We start from the raw sequence: 12,225 nt of genomic DNA on the forward strand, positions 1-12,225 counted from the left end.
AGACTTTTAGTTGTCAATTAATTTTACAATAATATACTAACCTATGAAGATGAGCAATCAATTACCAGTAATCAGCTTACTATAATAAAAAAGCTCCTCAATTTTGAGGAACTTTTTTATTATAACTTTTCATTATTAACTTATAATCTATTCAGCACTTAACCCTGCTAAGTTTAGTAAATTCCATGGCTTATTGTAATGTGGCTGAAAGAAGAAATCTACAAATGCGAGCTCATCTATAGTCATTTTATTTTGAATACATACAGACATTGTATTCATAGCTTGAGTTAAATCTGCTTTTGATATTATTTGTGCCCCTAAAATTACTTTAGAGTCCTTTTCATAAACTACTTTTAATTTTGCTGTATCATAAGTTGGCATGAATTCTGGACGATAATTATCTTCTACAGTTACAGTCTTAACTTCTATACCCGCTGATTTTGCCGCATTTTCAGTAAGTCCTGTGGATGCTATATTATAATCATAAATCTTAATTCCTGAAGTACCTTGAGTTCCCATGTATTTAGTAGTTGGTTTTACTAAGTTTCTAGCAACCAATGTTCCCATACGTACTGCATTTGTTGCAAGAGGAATATATGCATGCTTTCCAGTAGGGTTATATATAACTGCACAGCTATCTCCTGCTGCAAATACATCTTCTTTACTTGTTCTCATATATTCATCAACTATAATTGCTCCATTACCAAGCATATCTAATTTGCCCTTAAATAATTCAGTATTTGGTCTAAATCCTATACAAAGTACAACTAAATCTGTTTCATATTCTCCCTTATTAGTTACTACTTTTGATACTTTTCCACTTTCCCCTTCAAACTTAACCACAGTTTCCCCAAGAGCAAGTTTTACTCCCTTATCTATAAATGCTTTTTCTGCTATGTCTGTATATTCTTTATCTAAGTATTTGCTTAATATACGGTCTTCAGCATCAATTAAAGTTACACTTTTGCCATTCATCTCAAATGCTTCTACTAGCTCAACTCCTATATATCCTGCTCCTACAACTACTATATTTTTAGCTTCCTTGGATTTTTCAATTATTGCATTTGAATGATAGAAGTTTTTAGATAATAATACATTTTCCAAATGGATTCCTTCAATTCTTGGAACTATTGGCCATGAACCTGAAGTTATTATAAGTTTATCAAAAGTATCTTCAAATTCTTCATTTGTGTCTAAGTCACGTACCTTTATTTTGTTTTGATCTAAATCAGTTGCTAATACTTCATGTTTCATTTTTGTCTCTACACCTAGCTCAGCTAATTGTTCTGGTGAAGAGTAAAATAATCCTTGAGGGTCTTTAACTACTCCCCCAATATATAATGCTATTCCACAGGATAAAAATGAAATATTATCATTTTTTTCGTAAACTGTAATTTTTGCCTCTGGATATAATTTTGCAGCATTTATAATTGCTGCTGTGCCAGCATGTGTGCATCCTATAACCGCTATTTTCATAATTTATTTCTCCCTTCATTTATATAAATGTTATTTATATTTCATTAATTAATTTAATTTCACAAAACTCGTTGATTTGATTATATACTATTTTGGTATATAATCAAATAATAACTTTTATTAAATACTAGTAATTATCCTTGCGATTCGTCGTTTTTTATTTATTAGCTTTAATTTCTTAATTTTTTCATCTAAATTATATAATTTGTTTAAAAGAAGATATTATTCATGAGAATTTCATCAGTATATCGTAATCATAATATATACTGCTTTCATTAAACAAAAATAAAAGACCTTAATTCAAATAAATTTTGAATTAAGGTCTTTTAACATAGATTATTTTTTCATAAAATCTTTCTTTCTAAATATAGATCTTAAAAGTATAATCCATCCCCAAGAAATCGAAAGTGATGGAATAGCTGCTGTAATTGCTGCTTCTACAGGATGCATAGATGAAAACTTTAAGGGACTAAAAAATATTATAAATGTAATAGTTAACATAAGAAACAACGTAATTCGTTCATACATTGTAGATGGTGGCGTCAAAAATATCTTATTTAAATCAATTTTTGCTTTCATATTCACACCAGCTTTCCTACCTTTTCTTCTACCAACTCAACTATTTTCCCTGAATGTATTAAATCCCTTATAGTATTAATATGAGGATAAAGATACATATCTTCTTCCATTACAGGTACAGTTTTGGCTATTTCATCTAAAACAGCCTTAGATGCACTGCCCGTTGATAATTCACCATCCATAAACTGCTGCGCCTGAAATACTGATAAAAGTTCTATTGCTAAAATAAACTCAAGTTTATCTACAATTTGTCTAGCTTTTTTAGAAGCATTATATCCCATTGCTACGTAATCTTCCTGATTTCCACAGGTAGGTATACCATCAACACTTGATGGATGAGATAAAATTTTCATGTCATTTAAAAGTCCAGCTTGAGTATATTGAGGTATCATAAGTCCTGAATTAAGTCCTGGGTTCTTTATAAGAAACCAAGGATATTCAGAAAGACTTCCATCAACAAGTCTATTATTTCTTCTCTCAGACATCTTTGCAATCATGGTTGCTGCAATACATGCTGAATCCATTTCAAGCCCTATATAAGAAGAATCTGGGTTGCATCCTGAAATAGCTTCTCCATCCTCCCCTTCAGGCCATATTATTGGATTATCACAACAAGAGTTCATTTCTATTTCTATAGTTTTTAAAGCATCTTTCAATGTTTTTTTTGCTGCCCCATGTAGCTGTGGTATACATCTTAAAGATAGAGCATCTTGAAGCCTGTAATTTTCATAATGCTTTGCCACTTCTGAATCACCAAGTATCCTTCTTACATTTTCAGCAGTATTTTTTTGATCTTCATGAGGTCTAACGCTCATTAATCTTTCATCAAAGGCTCTAGTAGTTCCTTTGAGGATTTCTAAAGTCATAGATCCTATAACGTCGGCATTCTTTGAGGATTTTATCATATCATATAATGCTAGTGCACCAATTGCTGTAACACTTGTGGTTCCAGAAACTAGTACTAACCCTTCCTTAGAAGATAGTTCTATAGGTTCTAGGCCTACTCTTTTTAATGCTTCTCTGCCTGCTAATAGTTCTCCATTTACATATGCCTTTCCTTCTCCGATAAGTACTAGCGCCATATGTGCTTCTGGTGATAAATAACCTACTGATCCTTCCTTTGGAGCAAAAGGGGTTAGTCCTCGATTTAAAAACTCCCTATACATTTCCATGGTCTCAATTCTCGCCCCAGTATATCCCTGTCCAACATTTTGAAGTACCATAAGCATTGTTGCCCTAACTTCGTCAATAGATAAGGGCTCTCCAACAGATGTAGAATGAGATAATACTATATTTTTTTGTAATCTTGCTGTTTCCTCAGGTGATATTACTTTAGTGCAAAGTGCTCCAAATCCTGTGGTAATACCATACATTACTCGTCCTTCTTCAATCCACTTCTCCACAAGATTTCTTGATTTTCTGACTTTCTTATAGTAATCTTCTGAAAATTCTACCTTTGCTCCAAATCTAGCAGCTGCAATAAACTCTTCAATTCCAATTGTATCTCCTAAAACAACCTTATCTATATCTTTAGCGTACATTCCTACTGCCTCCTTATATGAAAAGGACGTTATTAAACATCCTTTTCTCCCAGTTTATTTTTCTAATTATTCTTCAACCTTATCAATAAAGAACATTTTAATTGTTGAAATTATTTGTAATACAAATATGAATAAAACCATAAATCCACCAGCTGCTGCAAGGTATTTTACCCCATCTACACCCTGTGCACCGCCTCCATAAGCTACCATAAAAAATGAAATTGCACCAATTGAAACTCCCCATAATATTTTTTGCCAAATTGGTGGCTCTACATCATGCCTTGATTCCTTTGTACATAAAGCTGAAATAGTTGTCGTCATAGCATCTGCTGCAGTGGCAAAGGAAATGATAAGAGTTAACATTACAATTGGTATAAGTATAACTCCTAACGGCAATTCTCGAAGGAAACCCCAAAGACCTGCTACTGCTCCATGATCTTTAATAGTGCCTATTAAATCTAATCTTCCACTTTGTTGCCAATTAAGTGCAGTAGATCCCCAAACTGCAAACCAAACAAGTCCAAAAACTGAAGGAAGTATCCAGTTAATTATCATAAACTCACGTATTGTTCTTCCATAAGATATCATAGCTAAGAATATTCCCATTAAAGGTGCATAAGCAATCCATATAGCCCAGTCATATAATGTCCACCACATAACGAGCGCTTCTCCACCCATGTCGATTGGGTCAAGTCCCCATTGCCAGAAGTTTTGTAACCAATATGCCATCCCAGCTGTGGAAGTTCTACATATATACAATGTAGGTCCAACTACAAATAAAAATACCAATAATATATAAAATATCTTAGAGTTAAAATCTGCCAACCATTTAATTCCCTTATCTATTCCTAAAGATGAAGCAACTGTAAATGTAGCTGTGATTGTAAGGGATAGTACTAACCATAAAATTGGTCCTTGCTTAATTCCATAAGACATTTCAATCCCCGAACCTACTAATGCAAGTCCAGCACCTAATGAAGAAGCAAGTCCTAAGGCTATAGCTAAAAGTGATAATGTATCTATTATATTTGCCCATATTCCTTTTGTTATCTTTTCACCAAACAAAGGTATTAATGTTGCAGTTACAGATAATGATTTCTTTTTATTAAAATACATATACGCCACTGCAAGTCCACATAATGAATACATTGCATAAGGAATGAAAGTCCAATTATAAAAACAACGTGCCATAGCAAAAATAGCTGCTGTTGGAGTTCCCGGTTCCACTCCTGTTTGTGCCATCTCCCCATAAATGTTTCCAAAATAAATTATTGGCTCATTAGCTCCATAAGTAACAACGCCTGTAGCAATACCACCAGTTAACGCCATAGCAAACCAAGTCAAAAATGGAAATTTAGGTTTTGCCTCTGATCCACCAAAACGAATTTTTCCAAATTTAGAAAAGGTAATTACAGCTGCGAGAATCAATGCCACAATTGAAATAATTTGATATAACCATCCAAAAGATTTAAGTGACCACGTAAATGTATTCATTGCAACAGTAGTTAAAGCTTTGTTATTTACTACTCCAAGTATTGCTGCACCACCAACTACAATAAATGATGGCCAAAACACTCCTGATCTTACTCCTTTTAAATTTTGACTCTTACGCGTTTCCTTCACGGTTGTTCCTTCTGTCATTTGATATCCCCCCCTATGTTTTTCTATTATTTTGTTGAAAAGAATAGTATGTAGTTTATTTATTCTTCTTACTTAATAATATAGCAATATTTATGCCAATAGCTGTAATTAATAACCAGCGCTCAGTAATCATTTACATATGTCCATTGTATACCCCCAGTTACCAGTGCTTAATTAGCAGTTTTTATTATTCAACACTTAGTAACCATGCTTTTAACATTAGTTAATTTAACTTAACTATATCACCGTTTGATGCAAAATAGTTTTGCACCAAATGTGAAATAATTAGAATTTTATTTATTTTCCAAATAAAACAGGTGCCAAATAATTTGGCACCTGTGCAATGATAATTTGCACTATTGATTAATGATATTTAACTTTTTAATTCTATATTGAAGGCTTTGCCTACTCATTCCTAGAGCTTTTGCACTTCGTGTAATATTTCTAGAATATAAATTTAACGTATTAATCAAAATTGTCCTTTCAACTTCCTCCATTTGCTCTTCCAAGGTTCCTATGCTTTCAGGTTTAACCTCTGATTTATTGTATTGACTTGATATCCTATGAGTGATGGTTTCTGTGAATTGCAAGTAATCTGGTAAGTGTTCAAAATCTAATAGTTGTGCATTTTCCGAAACTCTATTAAATGAATACTCAATTACATTTTGAAGCTCTCTTATATTGCCTGGCCATTCATACTCACTTAATGCACTCATAAACTTTTCTGTAAGATTCAGTTCTCTCCTACTATAATCGCTACATAATTTATTTAAAAAGTACTTAGCTAAAATGGCTATATCTTCTTTTCTTTCCTGTAAAGTCGGAACGTTGATTTTGATTGTGGAAATTCTATAATAAAAATCCTTTCTCATTTTTTCTTGCTCTATAAGTTTAAAAGGATCTTCATTTATTGCAGCAATTATTCTAACATTACAGCGAATGTATTGACTTCCCCCAATTCTTTGAAATCTCTTTTCTTGAAGTACTCTTAATAGCTTTGCTTGCATTTCCGGATTAATAGAATTCACTTCATCTAAAAATAGTGTACCTCCATTTGCCATCTCAAAAAATCCCTGCTTTGCAATACTTCCTGTAAATGCACCTTTCTCTGTTCCAAAAAACATACTTTCAAATAAATTACTTGGCACAGCACTACAATTGACATCAATGAAAGGCTTTTTTCTTCTAGGACTAAAGGAATGTATGCTTTGTGCTACAAGTTCCTTTCCTGTTCCTGTGGCTCCGACAATTAAAATACTTGAATCAGTTAAAGAAACCTTTTTTGCAAAGTGGATCATTTCCTCCATATTCTTAGATGAATGTATAATATTATCAAAGGTATATAATTTTTCACTATCTTTATGCTTGTCACTTTCTACGTAAGTTTCTAAATCCAATGTTCTATTTTTAATTTGTTTTATCACAGATAAGTCACTTTCAAAAACCACTGCACCATATAATTCTCCATTTATTTTTAATGGATAAGCAGAATTAATAGTAGTCAAGTCTTTACCTGTCCTTATTTTAAATCTATCACATCTATTAACCACAGGCTTTTGGGTTCTTAATACTGTTAAAACAGTGCTATACTCTTCTTTTAAATCATATATATCCATTAAATGTTTTCCTTTAAAATCATCCTTTTTAAAATATTCTAAAGCTTCACTCGCCGGATTTGCATGAAGAAAGTATCCATTCTTATTGTAAATTTGAACTCCTTCCGCTACATGTTTTATAGCTTCTTCATAAAGTTCTAAAAGCATCCCTTGCCTACTCAAATATAAAGAAGCTCCATATTCTTCACTTACCCATTGATATGTGAAAAAATTGCTTTTAATTTCTACTATTCCACCTTTAGGCTCAATACTTGCCCTAAGTATATAATCAACCTTTTGTCCTATCCAACTATGACAGATATGCTCATCAAATAAATTTTTACCTTCCCCAAATGAATGTACTTCTTTTATGTAAAGTTCCTTATCAATTCTAATTATTAAATCAATTATACACATAACCCATCGCCCCTTTGACTATAACTATCCACCATTCATATTAATTTTTATTTTTTTACTTTCTTTTCTATTCCTTCATACAAATATTCTAGGTGTTCTGTATTTACTCCTTCCTGAATTAACTTGTTTATTCTGTCATTGGCTTTCTCTAGAGCTTCTTTTGCTTCATCAAAATCCCTTTGCTTTATAGATATACTTGCATATTCTAGTAAGTAGTCAACCTTTAGTACTATTTTGGCTAAGTCTTCTCTATCTTCATTTACTAGATCCACTAATAAAGAATATATCTTAGGAGATGTCTTGGTTTTTGAATTAAATAATAAATCATTATTTCTAGCACTTTTCTTTGCCATTTTTATCGCTACCCTTCATTTATATATTAAAGTATTTCTTTCTTAATAATATAATAGAAAATATGTACCTTCTTTTTCAATAACTTTTTGTATAATACCATTGTAGCTTAAATATAAAAGATTTAAAATGCTACGTATAACGAAAACAAGCTAGAAGTCCGGAAGCTTCGTATAACAAAACTCCCTTCACTCCTAGCATTTTATTTAAGTTCACATTTCAATTTATTATTTAAGAACTAATTTCTCCTTTGGTGTAAATCCGCAATATCCTATTTTATCGCATCTCTTTTTCATGTCTTCCCACAAATCTTTATCTCTTAAGGACTCTAGTGCTGTAGGATATAGTATATAATTTTCTTTAAATATATGATCTCTTAAATTAAATATTATATATTTTGCTACTTCATCTAAAGTTTCCTTAAACACTTTAAAATCAAGACCAGATACAAACTCCGCTACATTTTTTAACTGTTTTTTTCTTGCTCTTAAATCGTCATGTTCCATTCTCATAATTCTAGTTGGTCCTGTTATTTTTCTGTCCTCTAGCTCTTTAAATAATACTTGTTCTTCTCTTTGATGATGATTTTCCGCATCTAATATATTATCTGCTACTTTAATTAATTGAGCAAATTCTTCTCTGGCTGAATCATACTTTTCCATCTTTTGAATTTTAGAATTCAACTCTTCAAGCTCTGTTAAAAACTGGAGTAATTTTTCATGTTCAGATATCAAAGTATCAAGCACATGGCCTGTGTCAATTTGAGTTTTGATTTTATTTAATTCATCCTTTAAAACTTCCATATGAATATCACATAAATGTCTTAAGTCGTGAGGATTCATACCTTCTTCTACGAGCTTTTGCTCTGCCACAGATAATTCCAGTGGATTTATATTTGAAACTATTTCAAGTGCTTCTTTCCTTAAATCTTCCGTTACGCCTTCAGCATTTAACCTTCTTAAAATATTAGTTAATTCATCTATTCTTTTATTATCCATTATAATACCTCCCATTACAAATTATTAATTAAAACTATTATCTATCCATATACATGTTAAATAACACGCTATTTTCTAAATAAATGTGAGTAAAGATATCCTTTTCTAAAGCATCAATTTTTGTGTATACTAATTGAAAAGTAGTACATGCTCCTTCTGGTGCTTTAAAGTCTCTCGTTATCTCTTCCAATTCCTTGAATATATCTCCAGCTGTGTCATGTTCATCTTCTGTTTCCTTTATAAACTTACGTATTGCCTTTAGAGTTTCCTCATCTTTAGCTTTTTCATACTGCTCTATAAGTGGGAATAAGTTTTCCTCTTCCTTTATTAAATGCTCTTCTAATTCAATTTTCAATGTACCAAATAATTTATGAACCTTTAAAAGTTCTTCACTATTATGCTTGAAATGAACCTTTAATATTTTTCGCATAAGAGGATCTATTTCACTAAGAGCCTTATATGTGTAATCGTGATGAACATGCTGTATGTGTTTCATTAAAACTATAGGGTCTTCATTCCTCCAATCTTTATAGTTTCCATTGGAGCTTTTAAATTTTTCATACTCGTCATTAAGCTCTTTTACTATATTTTCATGTGCAAGTACCTTTTCATCTAATGCTTCTTTTAAGCTATCATGTCCTCCACAGCAATAATCTATTTTATACTTTTGGAATATCTCTGCTGATCCTGGAAATATAGAAACAATTTCTCCAAGTCTTTGATTTACATTTATATTATTTGCCATATTAATCACCTCATAAATATTTTAAAATTTAGTTTAATAAATCTGAAACAAACTTTGCTGATCTTTCTATTTCTTTTAAAGTATCCCCTTTAGCTGAAAATCTAATTCTCATTGGAAAGTAAATATCACTCATTCCTGTGGATTTAATTATTTCAGAAGTATTTAAAACCTTCATATTTGACTGATTTAAATAATCTTGTATAACTTCTATAGCTTCTCCACTCCATCCGTAAGAACCAAAGGCTGCTGCTATTTTTCCTTCTAAATTCATATCTTTAAGTTCCTTTAATACATCTTCTAATTTTCCTATCATGTCACCATATTTAGTAGAACTTCCAATAAATACTGCATCAGCTTCCTTAACTGCTTGTAAGACTTCTTCTTTATCAGTTTTATTTACATCTATAGCTTTTGCATCTATATTATCCTTTTTAAGATTTTCTTCAATTAAAAGTGCTATTTTTTTAGTATTGCTTGTCATTGAGGAATATACTACTATAGCTTTCTTATCCTTATTTGTATTTTTGCTCATATTATCATATATATCTATAAACTTTTTCACATTATCTCTTAATATAAAGCCATGGGATGGTGCTATCACCTTTATATCCAAATCCTTAATTTTATTTATCATATCCTGTACATACCTTCTGTGTGGATGCATTATTAGCTTATAATAAACTTTAAAGTCTTCTGTAATATCTTCTTTAGCCATATCATTGAAATATTCATAGTTAGCTATATGAGTGCTAAATATATCACACGGAAATAATGTTCTATCTTCCACGTCATAAGTTATCATAGTTTCCTCAGTGTGAAGGTATGGTGTTTCTATAAATTTAAGAGTTTTTCCACCTATATCTAAAGTATCTCCATCTTTTACTACTAAAAATTCTCTATTATGAAGTTTGTACATTTCCTTTAATTCGTGAACTGCAGGTTCAGTACATACAATTACAGCATTCTTAGCCTTTGATGCTAAACTTCCAAGTGCTCCCGAGTGATCTGGCTCTGTATGATTTATAACTATATACTGAATTTTTTCAAGATCAATTAGTCCCTTTAAATTTTCTACAAATTCTCTTCCAAAACTTATATCCACAGTATCTATAACTGTTGGCTTTTCAGTCATTAATAAATAACTATTATAAGTTGTCCCTTTAGTTAACGTTAATCTATGAAATGGTACATCCCTATCATCAACTTTTCCTATCCAATATATATTTTCATTAAGCATAATTTTATTTTCCATATCATCTATCTCCTTTTTATCAATTATCAATTTTTATTTATTAGTTTTATGTAGCCTCAACTACTTATCTTATGTGTTTATTTTATATCCTTTTGGTTTTTAAAAATATGATTCAAATCACATTTTATACTGTTTTGGTATACTTTATATTTAAAAAAAAGCTCGCCTCAGCGAACCTTTTATTCTACATACTCTCTTAAAGCATTTTTGTCCTTTATAATAATAATTTTATTTCCCACCATACTTATTATGCTTAATTCTTCAAACTTACTGAGTTTTCTACTTATAGTTTCTCTTGTAACTCCAGTATAGTTTGCCATTTCTTCTCTATTTATAGGAAGCTTTATTTCTATTCCACTACTAGTTTGGGTTCCATACTTCTCAGCAAATTCTAATATCATATGTGCAATTCTAACCTCTGCATCATTTGTGGCAAGGGTTTGAGCAAGATTTTCTGTTTCCGATAACTTCCTTGTGACTTCTCTAAGTATCTTCAAAGAAATTTCAGGATTTTTAATTAAAATTTCATCCATGTCTTTTTTAGTTAAGGTACAAATTTTTAAGTTTGAAATAGCATATGCACTAAAATTATATGTATCACTATCAGTAAATAAACTTAGTTCGCCGAAGAAGTCTCCACTTGTCAGTATGTGAATTATTTGTTCTTTACCTTCCTTAGTCATCTTAGTAAGTTTTACTTGTCCTTCATTTATTATAAATAATGTACTTGATTTTTCCCCCTCATAAAAAAGAGCATCCCCCTTTTTAAATTCTATGTGTCCTGTACTATCTACTATCTTAGCTAATTCTTCATCCTCAAGAGAAGAAAATATAGGCACCTTTTTAGCACAAAGATTATGGTGACATCTCCCACAAGTACATTCCATAGATATCCCCCCTTTCATTTATATATTTATTTTATCATATATAAACTGAAAATTAATACTTTTTTACCTCTGAATATATAAAGTAAATTTATGTACTTGACTACAAGTTCTTATTTTCATACACATAAAGCCTTCCGTTACTTGCTTTCAAAAATTTATCTCCATGAAAGCCTCTTGCAAATAGCATTTTACGAATTTCATAAAGTGTTCCGGCATGGCTTACAATCAAAATATTTTTCTCCCCTTGATTTTCACTTAATATTGTATCTAAAATTTCACTTACCCTTTTCAAAGTTAATTTTCTTGATTCTGGTTGAGATGTATGATTTCTTATCCATGCAATTCTATTAAGTATTGCCCAAATATGATATGGTATATGAAATTTAAGTTTTACCCATGCTGCTGTTGGAATTTCAACCAGTTTATCTGTTACTATGATTTCACCATCATATATAGTTTTTGCAGTAGTTATTGCTCTGCTTAAGCTGCTGCAATAGCATTTATCCCACTCTTCATCTACTACAAGTTCATTTTTTATAACTCCTGCTTTGTCGTATTCAGCAGTATATTTATCAAATTCCTCTGCAGTCATGAAAAAGTTTTTCTTTATATCCACCTTAAAATGCCTAACAAGTCCTATTTTCATTTTATTTCACCTCATATTATTAATAAATATCATACCAATATAGATTTTACAGAAACTGCAGAAAAAATGCAGTGCAATAATAAAATAGTTCTTGCAC

The 12,225-nt window shown here is 31.0% G+C and carries 11 protein-coding genes; all 11 read right to left on the minus strand.

What is annotated here, in order from left to right:
* Window positions 1-147: 147 nt before the first annotated feature.
* The 11 genes from BSD9I1_RS16455 to BSD9I1_RS16505 all read right to left on the minus strand — a co-directional run bounded on the left by BSD9I1_RS16455 (window position 148) and on the right by BSD9I1_RS16505 (window position 12,128).
* Complete coding sequence (locus BSD9I1_RS16455) at window positions 148-1,476, minus strand: FAD-dependent oxidoreductase (RefSeq protein ID WP_186431245.1); 1,329 nt, start codon at window positions 1,474-1,476, stop codon at window positions 148-150.
* 336 nt (window positions 1,477-1,812) lie between these two features.
* Window positions 1,813-2,055, minus strand: coding sequence for a hypothetical protein (locus BSD9I1_RS16460; RefSeq protein ID WP_186431246.1), 243 nt, complete (start codon window positions 2,053-2,055; stop codon window positions 1,813-1,815).
* A gap of 2 nt (window positions 2,056-2,057) precedes the next feature.
* The gene (gene hutH / locus BSD9I1_RS16465; RefSeq protein WP_186431247.1) at window positions 2,058-3,596 is read right to left on the minus strand and encodes a histidine ammonia-lyase; all 1,539 of its coding nucleotides are present in this window, start codon (window positions 3,594-3,596) and stop codon (window positions 2,058-2,060) included.
* Window positions 3,597-3,662: 66 nt separating this feature from the next.
* The gene (locus BSD9I1_RS16470; RefSeq protein WP_186431248.1) at window positions 3,663-5,237 is read right to left on the minus strand and encodes a BCCT family transporter; all 1,575 of its coding nucleotides are present in this window, start codon (window positions 5,235-5,237) and stop codon (window positions 3,663-3,665) included.
* Window positions 5,238-5,593: 356 nt separating this feature from the next.
* Entirely contained in the window at window positions 5,594-7,249 is a 1,656-nt protein-coding gene (locus tag BSD9I1_RS16475; RefSeq protein WP_186431249.1) for a sigma-54-dependent Fis family transcriptional regulator, read from the minus strand.
* Between the two features lie 47 nt (window positions 7,250-7,296).
* Complete coding sequence (locus tag BSD9I1_RS16480) at window positions 7,297-7,602, minus strand: hypothetical protein (protein ID WP_186431250.1); 306 nt, start codon at window positions 7,600-7,602, stop codon at window positions 7,297-7,299.
* Between the two features lie 225 nt (window positions 7,603-7,827).
* The gene (locus BSD9I1_RS16485; RefSeq protein WP_186431251.1) at window positions 7,828-8,598 is read right to left on the minus strand and encodes a DUF438 domain-containing protein; all 771 of its coding nucleotides are present in this window, start codon (window positions 8,596-8,598) and stop codon (window positions 7,828-7,830) included.
* 37 nt (window positions 8,599-8,635) lie between these two features.
* Window positions 8,636-9,343: an iron-sulfur cluster repair di-iron protein gene (ric, locus tag BSD9I1_RS16490; protein WP_186431252.1), complete on the minus strand. Its 708-nt coding sequence runs from the start codon at window positions 9,341-9,343 to the stop codon at window positions 8,636-8,638.
* Window positions 9,344-9,371: 28 nt separating this feature from the next.
* Entirely contained in the window at window positions 9,372-10,595 is a 1,224-nt protein-coding gene (locus BSD9I1_RS16495) for an FprA family A-type flavoprotein (protein WP_186431253.1), read from the minus strand.
* Between the two features lie 179 nt (window positions 10,596-10,774).
* Window positions 10,775-11,482 (minus strand): Crp/Fnr family transcriptional regulator, encoded by a 708-nt coding sequence (locus BSD9I1_RS16500; protein ID WP_186431254.1) that lies wholly within the window; start codon window positions 11,480-11,482, stop codon window positions 10,775-10,777.
* Between the two features lie 100 nt (window positions 11,483-11,582).
* Window positions 11,583-12,128 (minus strand): histidine phosphatase family protein, encoded by a 546-nt coding sequence (locus tag BSD9I1_RS16505; RefSeq protein ID WP_186431255.1) that lies wholly within the window; start codon window positions 12,126-12,128, stop codon window positions 11,583-11,585.
* Window positions 12,129-12,225 lie beyond the last annotated feature (97 nt).

Source organism: Clostridium sp. BSD9I1 (assembly GCF_900185645.1).
GTDB lineage: Bacteria > Bacillota > Clostridia > Clostridiales > Clostridiaceae > Clostridium_AK.

Coding starts and splice junctions, on each gene's coding strand:
- BSD9I1_RS16455 (WP_186431245.1), bottom strand. CDS start 1,476: ATGAAAATAGCGGTTATAGGATGCACACATGCTGGCACAGCAGCAATT.
- BSD9I1_RS16460 (WP_186431246.1), bottom strand. CDS start 2,055: ATGAAAGCAAAAATTGATTTAAATAAGATATTTTTGACGCCACCATCT.
- hutH (WP_186431247.1), bottom strand. CDS start 3,596: ATGTACGCTAAAGATATAGATAAGGTTGTTTTAGGAGATACAATTGGA.
- BSD9I1_RS16470 (WP_186431248.1), bottom strand. CDS start 5,237: ATGACAGAAGGAACAACCGTGAAGGAAACGCGTAAGAGTCAAAATTTA.
- BSD9I1_RS16475 (WP_186431249.1), bottom strand. CDS start 7,249: ATGTGTATAATTGATTTAATAATTAGAATTGATAAGGAACTTTACATA.
- BSD9I1_RS16480 (WP_186431250.1), bottom strand. CDS start 7,602: ATGGCAAAGAAAAGTGCTAGAAATAATGATTTATTATTTAATTCAAAA.
- BSD9I1_RS16485 (WP_186431251.1), bottom strand. CDS start 8,598: ATGGATAATAAAAGAATAGATGAATTAACTAATATTTTAAGAAGGTTA.
- ric (WP_186431252.1), bottom strand. CDS start 9,343: ATGGCAAATAATATAAATGTAAATCAAAGACTTGGAGAAATTGTTTCT.
- BSD9I1_RS16495 (WP_186431253.1), bottom strand. CDS start 10,595: ATGGAAAATAAAATTATGCTTAATGAAAATATATATTGGATAGGAAAA.
- BSD9I1_RS16500 (WP_186431254.1), bottom strand. CDS start 11,482: ATGGAATGTACTTGTGGGAGATGTCACCATAATCTTTGTGCTAAAAAG.
- BSD9I1_RS16505 (WP_186431255.1), bottom strand. CDS start 12,128: ATGAAAATAGGACTTGTTAGGCATTTTAAGGTGGATATAAAGAAAAAC.